We start from the raw sequence: 19,246 nt of genomic DNA on the forward strand, positions 1-19,246 counted from the left end.
ACATCGGCCGAAAAAACGCCGGCCTTTGGGGAAAGGCCGGCTTACGAGGTTTGGAGGCAACCTTGTTCGGGTGCCGCGTCAGGCGAGCGCTTCCCGCGGGCCGAAGAACTCGTGGATGATGGCCGACTCCGGGAGGCCCAGCGCGGTCAGCGCCTTGACCACCGCGGCCATGAAGGGCTTCGGGCCGACGACATAGGCGGCCACGCCCGGCTCCTTCGGCAGCAGGTTGGCCAAACGCTGCTGGTCGAGCAGGCCGACCATGTGCGGCTGGTCGCCCGGCTGCGGCTCGGCATAGCAATAGACCGGCTTCAGCGCCTCGTTCAGGGCGGCCAACTCGTCGATCTGCCGGCGGAAGGCGTGGACCGAGCCGTTGAGCGCGGCATGCACGTAAATGACCTTGCGGCCGGCGGCCAGCGCCTGTTCGGCCAGCGGCAGGGCGGGGGTCTGCCCGACGCCGCCGGTGATCAGCAGCAGCGGGCCGGCGCCCTCGCGCAGCACGAACTCGCCGGCCGGCGGATAGACGTCGATCTCGTCGCCTACCTGCACGCGGTCATGTAGGAAGCCGGACACCAGACCCTGCGGCTCGCGCTTCACCGAGATGCGGTAGTCGCGGCCGTTCGGCGAGGCCGAGAGGCTGTAGTTGCGGTGAACGGTGTCGCCGGCGACGGTCAGGCGCAGGCCGAGATACTGGCCGGGATGGAAGTCCATCACCCGCCCGCCATCGACCGGCGCCAGCCGGAAGGAGGTGATGACGGCGCTTTCCGGCGTCTTTTCCACGATGCGGAAGCGCCGGGCGCCGCGCCAGCCGCCGGTCAGCGCCGCCTTGCGGGCATATTCCTTTTCCTCCGCTGCGATCAGCAGGTCGGCCAGCTGCCAGTAGGCCGCGCCCCAGGCGTCGGCGACCTCGGCGGTCACCGCATCGCCCAACACCTTGCCGATCGCTTCCATCAGGCAGGTACCGACGATCTTGTACTGGTCGGGGGTGATGTTGAGCGAAACGTGCTTCTGCACGATGGCCTCCACCGCCGGGCCCAGAACCTCCAGCCGGTCGATGTTGGAGGCGTAGGCGATGATGGCGTTGGCCAGCGCTTCCGGTTGGGCGCTGCTGCGCTGGTGGCTCTGGTTGAAGACGGCGCGCACCTCGGGGAAGCGCTCGAACATCAGCGGATAGAAGGTGCCGGTGATCTCGTTTGCATTGGCGGCGACGGCGGGAGCCGTGGCCTTGATGACGGCGATCTGTGCAGGCGTCAGCATGAAGAGGGCAATCCTTTTACGCGTCACGTTGTCGCAACCAGATGGCAAACCCTGTGCCAAAGCGACGCAGCCAGCTATTCCGCACTGCACAGAAGGGAGCGTTGTCAAAGCGACCGCGGACGCTATGATGTCGAATGAACAACGATGTGGTCATTTCGACAACGGTGCTGCCGCTCGCAGAAGCAGGGGCGCTTTTGCGGGCGCTGGACGATCCGGCACAGCTGTGGCCGCTGCTGCTCGACCTGATGGCGCGGCATCTGCCCTGCGATGCCTGTGCGCTGCTGCGTCACGACAGCCGGCTGGGGGAGGAGGGGCTGCTGGTTCCGCTGGCCACGCGCGGACTCAGTCCCGACACGCTCGGCCGGCGATTCGAACTGGGTGAGCATCCCCGCCTGCAGGCGATTGCCGAGGCGGAGGACGGGCCGCTGCGCTTCCCCGCCGGCTGCGAGTTGCCCGACCCCTATGACGGGCTGATCCCCGACCTGCGCGAACGGTTGCATGTGCATGACTGCGTCGGGGCGCCGCTGAGCGTCGACGGGCGGCCCTGGGGCGTGCTGACGCTGGACGCGCTGAACGAGGGGCGTTTCGACGGCTGGGACGGGTCGATTGCCGCCTGGGCGCAATTGACTGCCGACCTCGCGACCGCGGTGGAGCGGCGGGCGGCACAGGACGCAGCCATGGCAGCGGATGGCGGAACGCCCTTGCGCATCCTGGACGATCCGCCGCAGGGGCTCGATTTCGACCCCGTCGGCAGCAGTCCGGCGATGGCGGCTCTGCTGACGGAGGTCGATACCGTGGCGGCCAGCGACCTCGTCGTGCTGGTGCTGGGCGAGACCGGGGTGGGAAAGGAGCTGGTGGCCCGCCGGCTGCACGCCCACTCCCCCCGCGCCGCCGGGCCGCTGGTCCACGTCAATTGCGCCGCCCTGCCGGACGCGCTGGTGGAAAGCGAGCTGTTCGGCCATGTGCGCGGCGCCTTCTCCGGTGCGGTGGCCGACCGGCGCGGCAAGTTCGAACTGGCTGACGGCGGCACCCTGTTCCTGGACGAGGTCGGTGAACTGCCGCTGGCGGTGCAGGCCAAGATGCTGCGGGCGCTGCAGAACGGCGAGATCCAGCGCGTCGGCTCCGACCGCCACATTACCGTCGATGTCCGGGTGATCGCCGCCACCAACCGCGACCTCGCGGCAGAGGTGCGGGAGGGCCGCTTCCGAGCCGACGTCTATCACCGGCTCAGCGTCTATCCGTTGCGGGTGCCGCCGCTGCGCGACCGCGGCACCGATATCCTGCGGCTGGCCGGCCTGTTCCTGGAACGCAACCGGGCGCGTCTGGGCTTGCGCAACCTGCGCCTGTCGGCGGCGGCGGAGCGGCGCATGCTGGCCTACCCCTGGCCCGGCAACGTGCGCGAACTGGAGCACGCCATCGGCCGAGGCGCCATCCGCGCCCGCGTCGCCCGTCCGCCGGACGGCGGTGTGCTGACCCTGACCCCGGTGGATTTGGGCTTGGAGGATTTGGGCTTGGCCGATTCGGGGCAGGAGGAGGGGAGTGCCGTGACGGCGGCGATGCCGGCGCAGCGGTCCCGCCTGCCGGAACCGCCGGACCCGCCCGAACTGCCGTTGCGCGACGCGGTGGAGGATTTCGAACGCCGGATGATCCGCGAGCATCTGGCCCGCCACGACGGCAACTGGGCGCAGACGGCGCGGTCGCTCGGCCTGGACCGCAGCAACCTGTTCCGTCTCGCCCGGCGGTTGGGATTGCGGGAATGAGCGGGGAGGGGCTGTCCTGGCGTGCGGACATCGACGCGCTGGTCTTCCGCCCGGCCGGTCACGGCGGCTGGTGCGCCGTCCACCGGCTGGCCTTCCGCGCCCTGCTCGGCCGGCGGGACCCGACGCCGGAGGACTGCCTCGCCTACGCCGCCGCCCACCGCACCGCGTTCGAGGCCGCGGCGGCCGGCAAGATCACAGGGCGCGGCTACGGCACCGCGGCCAGCCTGCATCTGACCAGCCGCGACATCGCCCGCTTCCTCTAGCAGGCTGCTGAAAAACACCCTTCCCGGCGCGGCATGGTTGTGATTCGCTTTCCTTGCGGTGGTCAGGTGAGGTCACGGGTATGCGCGGACGGCAGTCGCATCAGGGCGGGATGTTCAGCTACGTGTCTCTGGAGGAGCGGGTTCCGGCCAAGCATCCGTTGCGGGCGATCCGGGCAGTGGTCGATGAGGTGCTGGCCGGCATGGATACGGCGTTCGCCGGACTTTACGCCAGCACCGGGCGGCCGTCGATCCCGCCCGAACAGGTGCTCAAGGCGCTGCTGCTGCAAGCCTTTTACTCGATCCGCTCGGAGCGTCAGCTCGCCGAGCAGATTGACTTCAATCTGCTGTTCCGCTGGTTCGTCGGCCTGGGCGTGGACGATCCGGCCTGGCACCCGACAGTGTTCACCAAGAACCGCGACCGCCTGCTCGCCGGCGACGTGGCCGGCACTTTCCTCGGTGCCGTGGTGGCGCACGCCAAGGTCAAAGGCTTGCTGTCGGACGAGCACTTCTCGGTGGACGGGACGTTGATCGAAGCCTGGGCCAGCGTGAAGAGTTTCCGTCCGAAGGACGGGAGCGACGAGCCACCGGGGCCCGGACGCAACGGCGAACGGAACTTCCACGGCGAGCGGCGCAGCAACGACACGCACACCAGTCTGACCGATCCCGAAGCCAAGCTGTTCCGCAAGGGGCGCGGCAAGGAGGCCAAGCTCAGCTTCATGGGGCACGTGCTAATGGAGAACCGCAACGGCCTGGTGGTTGGAGCGACGCTCACGCAGGCCAGCGGCACCGCCGAGCGGAGCGCCGCGCTCGACCTGATCGGCGCCATGGAAGGCCGGCACCGTATCACGGTGGGCGCCGACAAGGGCTACGACACGGCGGATTTCGTCGCCGACCTACGGTCACTGAAGGCGACGCCGCACGTGGCGCAGAACATCTCCGGGCGGCGTTCGCGTATCGACGCGCGCACCACCCGGCATTCCGGCTACGAGGTGAGCCAACGCTGCCGCAAGCGCATCGAGGAGGTATTCGGCTGGATCAAGACGGTGGCCGGTCATCGCAAGAGCCGCTTCCGCGGCACCGCCCGGGTGGGCTGGGCCTTTACCTTCGCCACGGCAGCCTACAACCTGATCCGGCTGCCCAAGCTGCTGGCTACGGCGCCATGACGGCGGCGCGACGCTGCAAGGTGCTCGGCAAGTGGCGCCTCATCGAAGCCGACCAGTGGGACCGTGCATATCTCGATCTGGTCGAGCCGGCCTACATCCGCTTCGACGTCGACGGCCGCGGCGAGATGGTGTTCGGCGCCCTTCAAGCCGGCCTGGAGTGCGAGACTGGCGTCAGCACCATCTTCTTCGATTTCGAGGGCAGCGACGAGATGACCCCTATCCGCGGCACCGGCACGGTCGAATTGGCCGAGGATGGGAGCCTCGAGGTTGAAATCAGCATCCACCACGGCGACGAGATCCAACTCAAGGCTCACCGCTGGTAGTTTTTCAGCAGCCTGCTAGAACCCCATCTGCCGCGGCATCCACAGCGCCAGTTCCGGCCAGATGATCACCGCGACCACCACCAGCAGCATGGTGACCAGCGGCCACATCACCCAGCGCAGGGTGCTTTCCATCGAACAGCCGGTCATGCGGCAGGCCACCATCAGGTTGACGGCCATCGGCGGAGTGAACTGGCCGACGGCGATCATCAGGGTCAGGATGACGCCGAACCAGGTCAGGTCCCACTTGTAGGCGGTGGCGATGGGGATCAGCAGCGGCAGCAGGATGATGAAGATCGAGATGCCGTCCAGGAAGGTGCCGATGATGGTCAGCATCACCACCAGCAGCGCCATCACGCCATATTCGCCAAGGCCCGAGTGGATGATGGCGTCGGCGATGGGGTCGATCACCGACAGGGTGCTCAGCGCCCAGCCGAACACGCTGGCCAGCGCGATCACCGTCAGGATGATGGCGGAGATCTCCGCCGCCTCCACCAGCATGGAATAGAGATCGCGGAAGCGGATGGTGCGGTAGACCACCATGCCGAGCAGCAGGCCGTAGGCCACGGCGATCACCGCCGCCTCGGTCGGGGTGAAGATGCCGAGCCGCAGGCCGCCCAGGATGATGACCTTGGCGAACAGGCCGAGCGATGCGTCCCACAGGCTGCGCCAGAAGGGCGGTCGCGGCTCGTTCGACAGCTTGGCGCCCAGATTGTGTTTCCGCGCCAGCCAGAAGACCGGGATGATCAGGGCAAGGCCGGCCAGCGTACCGGGAATGATGCCGGCGGCGAACATCGAGGTGGTCGGGGCGGCCGGCACCAGGACGCTGTAGATGATGAGGGCGACCGACGGCGGGATCAGGATGTCGGTGGCGGCCGCCGCCGCGATGACGCTGGCGATGTAGGGGCGGGGATAGCCGGCGCGGATCATGCTGGGCGCCATCACGCCGCAGACCGCCGCGGCGATGGCGGGGCCGGAACCGGAGATGCCGCCCATCATCATCGCAACCACCACCGCGATGATCGCCAGTGCACCCTTACCCTGGCCGACGATGGCGGTGGCGAAACGCACCAGCTTCTGCGCCACGCCCGACCGGTCGAAGATGGTGCCGGCCAGCACGAACATCGGGATGGTCAGCAGCGGATATTTGGCGATGCCGGTATAGACGCTGGTCGGAACCGAAATGACGCCGAGATGGGCGAAGGCGATCGCGGCGGTGCCGGCCAGCCCAAGGGCGGCGGCAATCGGCACGCCCGCCAGCATCATGACCAGGAAGGACCCGAAGAGCAGGCTGGTGATCACGGTTCGCCCTCCGGGATATGTCCGGTTTCCAGCGGTTCGGTGCCGCGATGGATGCGGATCATGCGGCCGATGGTGCGGGCCAGCACCACCAGCGACAGGACCGGCAGCCAGATCGTGTAGATCCACTGCGGCAGCCCCAGCGCCGGCGAGGTCACCTCGAACCGGTAATCGTCCCAGGTCGTCCAGGTGCCATAGACCACCAGCAGCCCGTACATCACCGCCACGCAGGCCATGGCGAACTGCTCCGCCCGGCGGCGGTTGGTGGGCGACAGCTTGTCGGTGATGAAGGTGATGCGGATGTGCCGGTCCTTCACCACCGCGGCCGAGGCGCCGAGGAAGGTCAGGATCACCATCAGCGCGATCGAATATTCCTCGGTGAAGGCGAAGGAGACGTCGGTGAGGTAGCGCACCACGACGTTGGCGAAGGTGATCAGCGCCACCACCGCCATGGTGATGGCGACCAGCACCTCTTCGATGCCCAGGGGGACGCGGGGTTTCGGCACCGGCCGGACGACGGTGGGGTCGTGATCGCTCATATTGCCAGGGTCCAGATGGAGGGAGCGGGATTATTCCCTTCACCTGTCAATCAATGCAAGAAACGATCTCTCCGACGGATTAATCCGCCGGCATGCCGGCCATCCGGTCTTCGCAGAGCGCCTCTTCGGATAGCGGAAGCCGCAACGTGAAAACGCTGCCCTCGCCCAGCCTGCTGTCCACTGTCACCGTCCCGCCATGCAGCGCCGCGATGCGGCGGACCATGTTCAGCCCGACGCCGCTGCCCGCCGCCGTTCCGGTGTTGGACGCGCGGAAGAACCGGTCGAACACCCGCTCCCGCTCGCTGTCGGGGATGCCGATTCCCTGGTCGGCCACCGACAGCGCCAGCTGTGATTGCCCGTCCGGCCCGTCCTCGCTGCAGGCGCGCAGCCGGACCGGCGTGCCGGGAGGCGAGTATTTCAGCGCGTTGTTCAACAGGTTGTGGACGCACAGCTCCAGCATCGGGCCGTCGCCGGTCATCCGGGCCGGACAACCGTCCAGATCCAGCTCGATCCGCCGGCCGGGCGCGGCGTCGCCCTGGGCCGAAGCGGCGGCGCGCAGCAGGGCCGGCAGATCCAGCGGATCGCGGCGCAACGCGAAAGCCGGGTCGCTCAGCCGGTCGTCGGCAAGACAGGTCTCCAGGATGTTGACCTGCCGGCGCACGGCCCGACGGATCTTCTCCAGCCGCGGCAGCATGCCGGGGGCCTTCACCTCCGCATCCATCAGCAGAAGCTGGGCCGCGCCGTCGATGATGGCGAGCGGCGTCTTGAACTCGTGGGCCGCCATCGACAGGAAGCCGTTCAGCGCCCGCTTGGCCTCCTGCTCCGCCACCAGCCGCTCCTCCGCCTCCAGCCGGGCGAGGTCGAGGCGCCGCACCATGTCCTCCAGCCGCATTTCGGCCCGGCGGCGATGGGTGACGTCGCGCAGCATCAGCAGGCAGCCGACCTCGCGCGCGGCAACACGCCCGCCGGCATTGCCGGAGGTGAGCGGGACGCGCGTCGCCTCGAAGCTGCGCACTGCGCCGTCGCTCTCCAGCGTCAGCGGCACCGGTAGGGTGATGTCCCGCGGCGACAGTGCTGACAAGCCGGGGAGATCCGCCAGCGGGCGGCCGAGCGGCGTGCCGCCGGGCACCAGCGCCAGGGCCGCCGGGTTCGCCTCCACCACCGTGCCGTCGGCATCCAGCACCAGAACGGGGTCGGGTACGGCGTCCAGCAGGGCGTCGCGGGCGACCGGCAGCAGGACGAACAGGCGCCGCCGGGTGATCAGCCAGTAGAACACCGCGCCCATCAGCAGGAAGCTGAAGGGAGTGGGGTCGAAGTCGAACAGAGTCAGGTTGCCGGTGACGTAGCCGACATTCGCCACCCACGGCACCGCCATCGCCACCAGGAAGCCCAGGTAATGGGTGCGGTAAGCCGGCGTGGCCCGGTGGATGCCGCTGGCGGTGACGACGATGCTCATCACCATGAAGGCATAGAGATAGATGGTGACGACGAAGAACAGCAGGCCGTGGCTGTAGTCCAGCGCGGCGCCCGGCGCGTCGCTGATCGGTTGGACCGACGTGTAGATCAGCTGATGGGCATCGTTGGTCAGCGCCGCCGCCCAGGTCAGCGCGCCCACCACGACCGGCACCAGCCGCCAGCGCGCCGCCAATTCCTCCTGCGTGTAGGACCACAGGAACAGTGCCCAGAAGCTGGGGGTACAGACGATGCCGAACCACGCCATCTCGGCCCAGAACAGCTTGTCTGCCGGCGCCGGGACGATGGTTTCGATGGCTGCGGCCGTCGTCCACCAGGAGGCGGACAGCTGCATCGCCACGAAGTTGAAGCGTCCGGGAAAGGGGGGCAGAGCCCAGCTGCGCCATGCCGTCCACAAGGTCGCCAGCACCGCGGCAAGCAGGAGAAGGGCCGGCAGGGTCAGCATGGCGGAACGGACGGAACGGGCAAGATGGCTCCGGAGGAGTGGCGCGGCCGTTCCGCAATGGAGCGGGAAAGCGCTACGGCACCGCAGCATGGACCGGCCGGCCGCAACTCCGCAAGAGCCTGCGGCACTGTGATCGGCCTTGCCCCGAGGGTCTCTCTACCATTGCGGAATCCGGCATTGCGGAATCCGGGCTCGGTCCCGATAACACCTGGATGCGACGATCATGGGGAGCGATTGGGGTGACGGAACGGGCGGACGGCGGACGGCGGGGCGGAGCGGACAGGGCGGCGGTTCCCCTGGAAGGCGATGCTTTTGCCGGGAATGCCGCGTTGCTGCGCAGCCGCGCCATCCCGTCGCTGTTCGAGGCGCTGGAAACCCAGTCCGAGGGCACGGTGGCGGTCGACCGCGACGCGCGGGTGGTGTGGATCAACGAGAAATACGCCCGCATGCTCGGCATCTCCGATCCCGCCGAGGCCATCGGCCGCGAGGTGGAGGAGATCATCCCCCATTCGCAGATGCGTCAGGTGCTGGCGACCGGCCAGCCGATCCTGCTCGACCTGATGCTGTTCGGCACCCAGCGGCTGGTGGTGACGCGATTTCCCCTGACCGACGACCGCGGCGGGATCATCGGCGCCGTCGGCTTCGTCCTCTATGACAGTCTGCATCGCCTGAAACCCCTGCTGGCCGAGCTGTCGCGGCTGGAGGCCGAACTCGCGGCGACCCGACGCCGGCTCGACGAGGGGCGGCAGCCGCGCTACACGCTGCAAAGCTATGTCGGCGACAGCCCGGTTTGCCTGGAGGTCAAGCGCAAAGCCCGCCTCGCCGCCCGCAGCGATGCACCGATCCTGCTGCTGGGCGAGACCGGCACCGGCAAGGAGCTGATCGCCCAGGCCATCCACGGCCTGTCAGCGCGCAGCGGCCGGTCCTTCGTTGGCGTCAATGTGGCGGCGATCCCGGAAACGCTGCTGGAGGCGGAGTTCTTCGGCGCGGTGCCCGGTGCCTATACCGGGATGGACCGCCGGGGCCGGGAAGGCCGCTTCAAGACCGCCGATGGCGGCACCCTGTTCCTGGACGAGATCGGCGACATGCCGCTGGGGCTGCAGGCCAAGCTGCTGCGGGCATTGCAGGAGCAGGAGATCGAACCGCTGGGCTCCGACCGTCCGGTGAAGGTGGATGTGCGGGTGATTGCGGCGACGAATGTCGATCTGGAGCAGCGGATCCGCGACGGCCGCTTCCGCTCCGACCTCTATTACCGGCTGAACGTGCTGCCGATCCGCCTGCCGGCCCTGGCGGAGATGGGCGGCGGGCTGGAAGCCATCGCAGAGTCTATTCTTCAAGAGATCGCCGCCCGCAGCGGCCTTCCCCTGCGCGGCCTGACCCCGGAAGCGGTCGAGGCGCTGAGCCGCCACCGCTGGCCCGGCAATGTGCGCGAGCTGCGCAACGTGCTGGAACGCACCTGCCTGCTGACCGACAACCGCCGCCTGACCGCCGCCGACCTCGCCGAAGCGCTGCCGGATCTGGCGGATGCAGAACCGGCAGAGGTGACGCGTCCGACGCCGGTCCAGGCGCTGGTTCATGCGACGCCGCAGCCCTCACCGGGCTATGACGAGGCTTTCGACGAGTTCGAGCGCGGGCTGCTCGGCCGTGCGCTCGCGGCCAGCGGCGGCCGGGCGACGGAGGCGGCACGGGCGCTCGGCATTTCCCGCGCCGCCTTCTACAAAAAGCTCGCCCGGCTGGGGATGCGCGCCGGCGGGTGACGCCGGCGCCTCCCCACTCACATCGGCAGCTGCTTCACCGCCGCGACAGCGGTCATCACGCCGCGGATTTCGGCCAGACCACGCAGGCGGCCGATCATCGGGTAGCCGGGGTGGGTCGGCTTGCCCACATCGTCCAGCAGTTCATGCCCGTGGTCGGGGCGGAAGGGCAGGCGCCAGTTGTCGTTGCCGGCGTCCTGGCGGCGCTTCTGCTCCTCCAGCAGGGTGGTGACGACCGACACCATGTCGACGTCGCCGCCGAGATGGTCGGCTTCCTCGAAGGACCCGTCCGGCTCCTTGGCGACGTTGCGCAGGTGGACGAAATGGATGTCCTCGGCGAAGCGCTTGGCCATCGCCGGCACGTTGTTGGTCTGCCCCGCGCCCAGCGAGCCGGTGCAGAAGGTCAGGCCGTTGTTCGGCGACTTCACCGCGTTGATCAGATGGGCGAGGTCGTCCTCGGTGCTGACGATGCGGGGCAGGCCGAACAGCGGGCGGGGCGGGTCGTCGGGGTGGATCGCCATGCGGATGCCGACCTCCTCCGCCGTCGGGATCACCTCGCGCAGGAAGCGGGCCAGCGTCTCACGCAGGCCGTCGGCAGACATGCCGTTGAAGCGCGCGATCATCTTGCGCAGGCCGGGAATGTCGTAGCGGTCATAGGCGCCCGGCAGGCCGGCCATGATGTTCGACAGCAGCTTCGCCCGGTCGCTTTCCGACGAGCGGTCGAACCACTCCTTGGCCTTGGCGAGGACCTCCGGGGAATGGTCCTCCTCGGCGCCCGGACGTTCCAGCATGTAGACGTCGAATGCGGCATGCTCATGGGCGTTGAAGCGCAGCGAGGTGCCGCCGCCCGGCAGCGCCGCCGCCAGCTCCGTCCGCGTCCAGTCCAGAACCGGCATGAAGTTGTAGCAGATGGTGGTCACGCCGCAGGCGGCGAGGTTGCGCATCGACTGGCGGTAGTTGTCGAACAGCTCGGTCAGGTCGCCTTCGCCGATCTTGATCGCCTCGTGCACCGGCAGGCTTTCGGTGACGGTCCAGCTGAGGCCGAGTTCCTTGTCGGACTCGATCATCGCCTTGCGCTTCTGGATTTCCTCGACCGACCAGACGACGCCGTAGGGGATGTGGTGCAGGGCGGTGACCACGCCGGTGGCGCCGGCTTGGCGGATGTGGTTCAGCTTGATGGCGTCTTCGGGGCCGAACCAGCGCCAGGATTGTTCCATGGCTGCGAACTCCTTGGAAAGAGAGGGGCTTTGGATTTGGGTGTCAGCGGAAAAGCAGGCTCGGCAGCCACAGCGACAGGGCCGGGATGTAGGAGACCAGGAACAGGATCACGATGTTGCAGAGCAGGAAGGGCCAGATCGCCTTGGTGATGGCGCCCAGCGAGATCTTCGCGATGTTCGCCGCGACGAACAGGCAGACGCCGACCGGCGGGGTGGTCAGGCCGATCATCAGGTTCAGCACGGCGAAGGTGGCGAAATGGATCGGGTCGATGCCGACCTGCGTCGCCACCGCCAGCAGCGGCGGGAACAGGATGATCAGCGCGGCGATCGTCTCCATGAAGGTGCCGACGATCAGCAGGAGGATGTTGATCAGTAGGATGATCAGATACTTGTTGGTGGTCAGCGCCAGCATCGAAGCGGCGATGGCCTGCGGGATCTGCTCGCTGGTCAGGATCCAGCCGAACACGTTGGCAAGACCCACCAGCAGGATCAGCCCGCCCGACCCGATGGCGCTTTCCAACAGGATTCCCGGCAGCTGGCGCAGCTTGAAGCCCTTGTAGACGAACAGCCCGATGACGAAGGCGTAGAGCGCCGAGACGATGGAGGCCTCGGTCGGGGTGAAATAGCCGCCGACGATGCCGAACAGGATGATCGCCGTCATCAGCAGCGCCCAGAAGGCGCCGCGGCTGGCGCGCAGCAGGGCGCCGAAACCCTGCCACGGCTCCCGGGGATAGTTGCGCACCCGCGCCAGGATCCAGACCGTCAGCATCATGCCGATGCCCAGCAGCAGGCCCGGGACGGCGCCGGCCATGAACATCTTGCCGACCGACAGGCCGGTCAGGGTGCCGACGATGATCATCGGCACGCTGGGTGGGATGATTGGCCCGACGGTGGAGGCGGCGGCGGTCACCGCGGCGGCGAAGGGCGCGTCATAGCCGGACTTGCGCATCGCAGGGATCATCACAGCGCCGATGGAGGCCGTTTCAGCCACCGCTGTGCCGGAGATACCGGCGAACACCATCGACCCCGTCACGTTGGCAAGGCCGAGGCCGCCGCGGATGTGGCCGACCAGCCGGTTGCTGAACAGCACGATCTGGTCGGTGATGCCGCCGCCGTTCATCAGGTTGCCGGCCAGCACGAAGCCGGGGATGCAGAGCAGGACGAAGCTGTCCATGCCCGCATACATGAATTGCGGAACCACCGCGAGGTCGATGTCGCTGCCGACCAGATAGACCGCCGAAGCCCCGCCCAGCGCGATGCCCACCGGCGCGCCCAGGATCAGCAGGACGGCGAAGGTGACGAACAGTGCGGTGACCATCAGACGGTTTCCCCATGGCTGGGCGGCGCGGAATCGCGCCCGAGCCCGGCCAGCCGGGCAATCGAGAAGAAGGCGAGCGACACCGGGATGATCAGCGTCACCACATAGACCCAGATCATCGGCACGTTGATGGAGCGCGCCCGCTCACCAATGCTGCCGACCACGTAATCCCAGGCACCGGGGATGATGGCGATGGCAAAGACCAGGATCGCCAGATCGACCAGCCGGGCGACCGCCGTCTGCAGCGGCTTGGGCAGCAGCAGGATGAACATGTCGACATTCACCAGCTCGCCGCGCAGCAGCGCCAGCCCGCAGGAGAAGGCGACGAGATGGACCAGCGCGAAGCGGGCCACCTCCTCCGTCCAGGGCGGCGAGGGGAAACCGGGAATGCGGCCCAGCACCTGGATGGTCACGACGACGATGAGGACGCCGATGGCCGCCAGGGTTCCCCAGCGGCAAAGGGCGGAGACGGCCGACACCGCGGCGGCAAAGGCGTTGCGCATTGGAAAGGCTCTTGCGGTTTGGGGGGGCGCACTGCTCCCAATCTCCCTCTCCCCCCCGGGGAGAGGGTCGGGGTGAGGGGGATGCACATGGGTGGATTCTCGAGAATCCTCGCCGCGCGACCCCCTCACCCTAACCCTCTCCCCGGGGGGGAGAGGGGATAACTCCCGGGACGGGAGAGGGCTAGGGTCTTCCCCCTCACTTCACCGCGAGGATTTCGTCGTAGATCGGCTTGATCTCCGGCGACAGCGCCGCGACGACGGCCGGGCGGCCCTTCTCGGCGAAGGCGGCCTTGTCGACAGTGATGAATTCCATGCCCTTGGCCTTCAGGTCGGCCGCCAGCTTGGTCTCGTCCTCGATGAACAGCTTGCGTTCGGCGGCCTGGGCGGCCTTGGCGGCTTCCATGATCGCGGTGCGCTGCTCGGCCGGCATCTTGTTCAGCTTCTTCGACCCGCCAACCAGATAGATCCAGCTGATGACGTGCTCCGTCAGGTTCACGTATTTCTGGACCTCGTAGAAGCTCGCCGACTTGATGAGGGCCAGCGGGTTCTCCTGCGCCTCGATGGTATCGTTCTGCAGGCCGGTGAAGACCTCCGAGAAGGCCATCGGCGTCGGCTTGGCGCCCAGCCCCTGCCAGAAGGACACGAACAGCGGCACGTTGGGGACGCGCATCTTCAGGCCGTTCAGCTCGTCCGGCGACTTGATCGGGCGCTTGCTGGTCAGGTTGCGCGGGCCGCGGGCGAAGTAGGTCAGCGGGATCAGCTGGGTCTTCTGCTCGATGGCGTCGGCGATCTTCTTGCCCGGCTCGCCGGTGACGACCTTGTCGAGATGGTCGAGATCGCGGATGGCATAGGGAACCGCCAGCAGCGCCGCGGCCGGCGCCCAGTTCTGCAGCGACTCACCGGTGATGGTGAAATCGATGGTGCCGAGCTGGATGCCCTTGATCAGGTCGGTTTCCTTGCCGAGCTGCTCGTTGGGGAACACCTTGACCTCGACCGCGCCGTTGGTGCGCTTGGCGACTTCCTCGGCGAAGACCAGCGAGGCCTTGTGCCAGACATTGTCCTCGTTGGCGAGGTGGCCGAGCTTCAGCGTCGTCTTGGCCTGGGCGCGAACGATGGCCGGCGCGGCGATGCCGCCCAGCAGCGTCGCACCGGCGGCGATGCCGGCGCCGAGGCCGATGCTTTTCGCCAGCGTGCGGCGGGAGATCGGGGTCTTGCTGTTCATCCTGGTGTTCCTCCGTTATGGGCGGATCAGGTCCGCCATTGTTCGCTGGTGGATGCCGTTTGCCGGGCGGTCAGCCTTCGAAGTCGAGCTGGACCTTGATCGTGCTGGACGGGTCGGTCTCGATCAGGGCGAAGGCGCTCGCCGCGTCGGCGATCGGGAAGACCTGGGTGATCATCGCCGCCGGCTGCAGCTTGCCGCTCTCCAGCCAGTCGATGACCTGCGGCAGCAGGCGGCGGTTCAGGCGTGAACCGACCAGGGTCAGCTCCTTCTTCACGATCTCCTGCTGGCTGACGTTGCAGGGGGCGGGGGAGAAGCCCAGCAGGCCGATGCGCGCCGCCGGGCTGGCGAGGCGGCAGGCCTCCTCCAGCAGGGCCGGGACGCCGGCGCCGTCGATCACAACCGTGGGCCCTAGCCCGTCATTCTCGTCGCGCACCGCGTCGGGCACCGACACGCGCGACGAGTTGAGGACGACGTCGGCGCCGAACTCCTTCGCCCGCTCCAGCCGCTTGTCGTCCAGGTCGGCGACGATGCAGCGGGCGCCGTGCAGCTTGGCGACCTGCACCACCGTCAGCCCCACCGTCCCGGCGCCATAGACCAGCAGAGTGTCGTCGGCGCCGATGCCGGTGCGCGACAGCACGTTCGCGGCGATGGACAGCGGCTCCGCCAGTGCGGCAAGCGAGAAGGGCAGGTCGGAGCGCACCTTGATGGCGTTGGCTGCCGGCACCACGACATGGTTGCGGAACCCGCCGTCGCGATGGACGCCGAACACCTCCAGATTGGCGCAGACATTGGTCCGCCCGGCGCGGCAGGCGTAGCAGCGGCCGCAGGACACCACCGGATCGACCACCACATGGTCGCCGACCGCGACATTGCCCACGCCGTCGCCCACCGCCTCGACCGTGCCGGCGAACTCGTGGCCGATGACGCGGGGATAGACCGCGAAGGGGTTGGAGCCGTGGTAGATGTGCAGGTCCGACCCGCAGATCCCGGCGCGCCGGACGCGGACCAGCACCTCTCCGGCCTTGACCGGCCCGGCATCCGGGGCGTTTTCGGGGCGGAGCGCCAGCACATGCGGCTTTTCGACGGTCAGGGCAACCACGGGAACACTCCCTAAAGAAGATGATGCTGTGAAGCGGGGTCAGGCGGTGGCGGCAACCACGGCGCGGGCACCCTCGGCGAACAGCCGGTTGAGCGCGGCGGTGACCGGGCCGGTGAAGCGCGGGTCGCGCGGCAGATCTTCGCCAAACACTGCGGCCAGACCGAACAGAGCCTCGGCCAGCCGGTCGGGGTCGCCGGCGGTGGATGCGGCGATCTCCGCCAGCTTCGCGGCCAGCGGGTCGCGCACGTCGATGGGCTTGCCGGCCTCGTCGGTGCCGGCGACGTAGCGCATCCAGGCGGCGACGGCCAAGGCCAGCCGGTCGATGGAGAGGCCGGCGGCCAACCGGTCGCGGATCGGGTTCAGCAGCCGCTGCGGCAGCTTCTGCGTGCCGTCCATGGCGATCTGCCAGGTGCGGTGGCGCAGCGCCGGATTGCGGAAGCGGGCGATCAGCGCGTCCTTGTACTGTTTCATATCCGCACCGGGAGGCATGTGCAGCGTCGGCCCGGTCTCGCGGTCCATCAGGTTGCGGACCAGCGTGGCGAAGACGGGATCGGCCATGGTGTCCGACACCGTCTCATAGCCCGCCAGATATCCCAGATAGGCGATGGTCGAGTGGCTGCCGTTCAGCAGCCGCAGCTTCATCGTCTCATAGGGGTGGACGTCGGCGACCAGTTCGACCCCCACCGTCTCCCAGGCCGGGCGACCGGCGGGGAAGCGGTCCTCGACCACCCACTGGGTGAAGGGCTCCGTCACCACCGGCCAAGCGTCCTGCACGCCCAGAGACTGGGACACGCGGGCACGGTCGGCCTCGGTGGTGGCCGGAACGATGCGGTCGACCATGCTGTTGGGGCAGGCGACGGACTCCGCCACCCAGACGCCGAAATCGGCACCGCGCAGCTCGGCGAAGCGGCGCAGGATGCCGGCGACGGTGTCGCCGTTGCTCGGCAGGTTGTCGCAGCTCAGCACGGTGAAGGGCGGCAGCCCGGCGGCGCGGCGGCGGGACAGCGCCTCGGCCAGGAAGCCGATGGCGGTGCGCGGCTTGGCCGGATTGTCCAGGTCGTGGCGGATGTCGGGATGGTCCTCGTTCAGCGCCCCGGTCGCCGGGTCGTGGCAATAGCCCTTCTCCGTCACCGTCAGGGTGACGATGCGCACCGACGGGCGGCACATCCGCTCCAGCACCGCTTCCGGATCCTCATGCGCCACCAGCAGTTCCAGCAGGCAGCCGATCACCCGCAGCCGCTCACCGTCCGCGTCGCGCACGGCGACGGTGTAGAGCCCATCCTGCGGTTCCAGCGCGTCGCGGGTGTCGGGGCTGCGCAGGCTGACCCCGGCGATGCCCCACGCCCCGAACTGCGTCTCCAGCAGCGCGTCGGTATAGGCCGCCTGATGGGCGCGCTGGAAGGCGCCGACGCCGAGATGGACGATGCCGATCTCCAGATCCCTGCGGTCGTAACCAGGCCGCGCCACCGCCGCCGGCAGGGTCGCCAGTGTGGAGGCGTCGAGGCGCCGGGACGGGGCACCGGAAGGAGAAGAGGACGATGCGGGCGTTTGCATGGGAACTGTTTCCTTCCTGGTGAGCTGCGGGCTCACATTCTTGTATGGTAGTATGTCACAGGACTCGGAGAAGGGCAATCCGGATTGTTCCCTGGGCGAACTGATCTCCCCGACCGCGCCGTCGATGGAGACGGGCGAACCATGCCGGACCGCCCCTCACCATCCCCTTAAAGCTGGGCCGATCAGCGCGCTCCGGCAACCCTCGCGCGGCCCGCATTTCGGGAGGCCGCCTTCTGGGGCGGCGGAGGCGCGGCGTCATCCAGGGTGAACAGGTCGGGGAACTTGCCCTCCAACTCGGGCAGGGAGGTCAGGATCTCGCGCAGATGCAGCCCCATCGCCGCCTCCGCCTTGACGGGGTCGCGGGCGACGATGGCCTCGACCACCGCCTGATGCTGCGAGATCAGCCGGCGGATCGGCGTGGCGTAAGGAACGCTGAGATAGCGGACGCGGTCCATCTGGGCCTTCGTCTCCTCGACGATGCGCCACGCATACTCGCACTCCGCCCCGATGGCGATGGTCCGGTGGAAGGCCTCGTCCAGTTCCAGGAAACGCACGGGAACCGGTTCGTCGGCGATGTCCCACTGGGCCTTCAGGTTGTCGCGCAGTTCGGCGATACCGGCCGGCGTGATGGTTTCGCAGGCCTTGCGCACCACGGCAGTCTCCACCGCCTCGCGCACGAAACGGGCGTCGAGTACCTGCTTGACCGAGATCTTGACGACGAAGGTCCCGCGTTGCGGCCGGATGGTCAGCAGTCCCGACTCGCTCAGCTTGATGAAGGCTTCGCGCACCGGCTGGCGGCTGACGCCGAGCTGGTCGGCGATCTCCTGCTCGGACAGGGCTTGACCGGGACGGAACTGCATCGTCACGATGGCTTGGCGCAGCACCCGGTACACGCGCCGCGCGATCGGTTCGCCGGATTCCACGTCGATCTTGTTCAGCATCGGCACGTCATGGTTTATGGCGCCTCGAAACCGGCCCGAAGGACCGGAGCGAATATCTGGTCTATCAGGATACTACCATACCAAGCCGGCGGCAAGAGTATTTCCCGCCGCCCCGACTTGGCAAGGTGCGGATTTGCCAACGAAAGCTCTTTCCCGCCAAACAGTCCCTACCAGAGTTCCACAAATAAACCGTCGGCCTGTGCCGACGGAAATTGTGGGGACCGACTGCAAGACCATGATGCCGGCATCATGGTCTTGAGTGGAGCCGGGCCGTAACCCCGAGCTTACGCTGCGGGACGCTTGCCGCGGCCGACGATCTGGGTCGGGTTGACGAAGCGCAGGGCGACGATCAGCCAGACCAGCGTGGTGGCCATATAGATGACCGCCATGGCGTCGATCGACTGCACCGCCCGCACGCCGGAGGCGAACACCGCGTAGTAAAGCGCCACCACCAGCGTCTGGCTGCCGGGCCCGGAGACCAGGAAGGTCAGCTCGAACATGCCGATGGTCCGCACCAGCACCAGCAGCAGCGCCGCCAGCACGCCCGGCATCAGCATCGGCACCAGCACATGGACAAACATCTGGAAGATGTTGGCCCCGAAGACGCGGGCGGCCGCCTCGGTGCGGGGATCGATCTGCTCGATGAAGGGGATCATCACCAGCACCACGAAGGGCACGGTGGGCACCAGATTGGCCAGGATGACGCCGGTCAGCGTGCCGCCCAATCCCGCCTTGTACAGCACCGTCGCCAGCGGGATGCCGTAGGTGATCGGCGGAACCAGAAGGGGCAGAAGCAGAAGCAGCATCACCGCCCGCTTGGCCGGGAATTCGCGCCGCGCCAGCGCATAGGCGGCCGGGACACCGAGCAGGCCGGACAGCAGGACCACAGCCCCGACCGCCTGGAAGGTGACCCACAGCACGTCGCCCAGCTGGAACTCGTCCCAGGCGGCGAAATACCAGCGGGTGGTGAAGCCCGCCGGGATCAAGGTGCCGAGCCAGCGCGTCGCCACCGAAGAAGTCAGCACCGAGGCGATCAGCCCCATCAGATTGATAAGGAACAGCCCGATCACCGCCCAGACGGCGAAGACCCACAGGCGGGACATGATGGATTTCTGCATTGCC

The 19,246-nt window shown here is 68.0% G+C and carries 17 protein-coding genes; 5 read left to right on the forward strand and 12 right to left on the reverse strand.

Annotation, left to right across the window (positions count from 1 at the left end; translation table 11 throughout):
- Positions 1 to 78: 78 nt before the first annotated feature.
- Complete coding sequence (gene hmpA / locus M5E06_RS33425) at positions 79 to 1,254, reverse strand: NO-inducible flavohemoprotein (protein ID WP_252141954.1); 1,176 nt, start codon at positions 1,252 to 1,254, stop codon at positions 79 to 81.
- 134 nt (positions 1,255 to 1,388) lie between these two features.
- Between hmpA and norR the strand changes: the two genes are divergently transcribed.
- The 4 genes from norR (at position 1,389) to M5E06_RS33445 (ending at position 4,763) form a co-directional block, all read left to right on the forward strand.
- Positions 1,389 to 3,014: a nitric oxide reductase transcriptional regulator NorR gene (gene norR / locus M5E06_RS33430; protein ID WP_252141955.1), complete on the forward strand. Its 1,626-nt coding sequence runs from the start codon at positions 1,389 to 1,391 to the stop codon at positions 3,012 to 3,014.
- Positions 3,011 to 3,277: a DUF1488 family protein gene (locus M5E06_RS33435; protein ID WP_252141956.1), complete on the forward strand. Its 267-nt coding sequence runs from the start codon at positions 3,011 to 3,013 to the stop codon at positions 3,275 to 3,277. The genes norR and M5E06_RS33435 overlap by 4 nt, the downstream gene beginning before the upstream one ends.
- An 80-nt stretch (positions 3,278 to 3,357) precedes the next feature.
- Positions 3,358 to 4,440, forward strand: coding sequence for an IS5 family transposase (locus tag M5E06_RS33440; RefSeq protein ID WP_252139121.1), 1,083 nt, complete (start codon positions 3,358 to 3,360; stop codon positions 4,438 to 4,440).
- Complete coding sequence (locus tag M5E06_RS33445) at positions 4,437 to 4,763, forward strand: hypothetical protein (RefSeq protein ID WP_252139120.1); 327 nt, start codon at positions 4,437 to 4,439, stop codon at positions 4,761 to 4,763. The genes M5E06_RS33440 and M5E06_RS33445 overlap by 4 nt, the downstream gene beginning before the upstream one ends.
- A 15-nt stretch (positions 4,764 to 4,778) precedes the next feature.
- Here M5E06_RS33445 and M5E06_RS33450 read toward each other — a convergent pair whose 3' ends face one another.
- From M5E06_RS33450 to M5E06_RS33460, 3 genes are all read right to left on the reverse strand, one after another.
- Positions 4,779 to 6,062, reverse strand: a complete 1,284-nt coding sequence (locus M5E06_RS33450) for a TRAP transporter large permease (RefSeq protein WP_252141957.1) — start codon at positions 6,060 to 6,062, stop codon at positions 4,779 to 4,781.
- Positions 6,059 to 6,598: a TRAP transporter small permease gene (locus tag M5E06_RS33455; protein WP_109151099.1), complete on the reverse strand. Its 540-nt coding sequence runs from the start codon at positions 6,596 to 6,598 to the stop codon at positions 6,059 to 6,061. Before M5E06_RS33455 ends, M5E06_RS33450 begins: the two co-directional genes overlap by 4 nt.
- A gap of 79 nt (positions 6,599 to 6,677) precedes the next feature.
- The gene (locus tag M5E06_RS33460; protein WP_252141958.1) at positions 6,678 to 8,516 is read right to left on the reverse strand and encodes a sensor histidine kinase; all 1,839 of its coding nucleotides are present in this window, start codon (positions 8,514 to 8,516) and stop codon (positions 6,678 to 6,680) included.
- A gap of 239 nt (positions 8,517 to 8,755) precedes the next feature.
- On the opposite strand from M5E06_RS33460, the gene M5E06_RS33465 reads away from it, so the two are divergent.
- A complete protein-coding gene (locus M5E06_RS33465; protein WP_252141959.1) occupies positions 8,756 to 10,273 on the forward strand; it encodes a sigma-54 interaction domain-containing protein in 1,518 nt (505 codons plus the stop codon).
- A 17-nt stretch (positions 10,274 to 10,290) separates the two neighbouring features.
- Here M5E06_RS33465 and uxuA read toward each other — a convergent pair whose 3' ends face one another.
- From uxuA to M5E06_RS33505, 8 genes are all read right to left on the reverse strand, one after another.
- The gene (uxuA, locus tag M5E06_RS33470; protein WP_109074234.1) at positions 10,291 to 11,487 is read right to left on the reverse strand and encodes a mannonate dehydratase; all 1,197 of its coding nucleotides are present in this window, start codon (positions 11,485 to 11,487) and stop codon (positions 10,291 to 10,293) included.
- Between the two features lie 43 nt (positions 11,488 to 11,530).
- Positions 11,531 to 12,805: a TRAP transporter large permease gene (locus tag M5E06_RS33475; protein ID WP_252141960.1), complete on the reverse strand. Its 1,275-nt coding sequence runs from the start codon at positions 12,803 to 12,805 to the stop codon at positions 11,531 to 11,533.
- Positions 12,805 to 13,308 (reverse strand): TRAP transporter small permease, encoded by a 504-nt coding sequence (locus M5E06_RS33480; RefSeq protein ID WP_109074232.1) that lies wholly within the window; start codon positions 13,306 to 13,308, stop codon positions 12,805 to 12,807. Before M5E06_RS33480 ends, M5E06_RS33475 begins: the two co-directional genes overlap by 1 nt.
- Positions 13,309 to 13,504: 196 nt before the next feature.
- Entirely contained in the window at positions 13,505 to 14,530 is a 1,026-nt protein-coding gene (locus M5E06_RS33485; RefSeq protein ID WP_252141961.1) for a TRAP transporter substrate-binding protein, read from the reverse strand.
- Between the two features lie 70 nt (positions 14,531 to 14,600).
- On the reverse strand, positions 14,601 to 15,629 hold the full coding sequence (locus M5E06_RS33490) for a Zn-dependent oxidoreductase (protein WP_252141962.1): 1,029 nt from the start codon (positions 15,627 to 15,629) through the stop codon (positions 14,601 to 14,603).
- Between the two features lie 39 nt (positions 15,630 to 15,668).
- A complete protein-coding gene (locus M5E06_RS33495; protein WP_252141963.1) occupies positions 15,669 to 17,183 on the reverse strand; it encodes a mannitol dehydrogenase family protein in 1,515 nt (504 codons plus the stop codon).
- 182 nt (positions 17,184 to 17,365) lie between these two features.
- Entirely contained in the window at positions 17,366 to 18,124 is a 759-nt protein-coding gene (locus M5E06_RS33500) for a GntR family transcriptional regulator (protein ID WP_136702328.1), read from the reverse strand.
- A 284-nt stretch (positions 18,125 to 18,408) separates the two neighbouring features.
- Positions 18,409 to 19,242: an ABC transporter permease gene (locus tag M5E06_RS33505; RefSeq protein ID WP_252141964.1), complete on the reverse strand. Its 834-nt coding sequence runs from the start codon at positions 19,240 to 19,242 to the stop codon at positions 18,409 to 18,411.
- Between the last annotated feature and the right edge of the window lie 4 nt (positions 19,243 to 19,246).

The organism is Azospirillum sp. A1-3 (genome assembly GCF_023806445.1).
Taxonomy (GTDB): domain Bacteria; phylum Pseudomonadota; class Alphaproteobacteria; order Azospirillales; family Azospirillaceae; genus Azospirillum.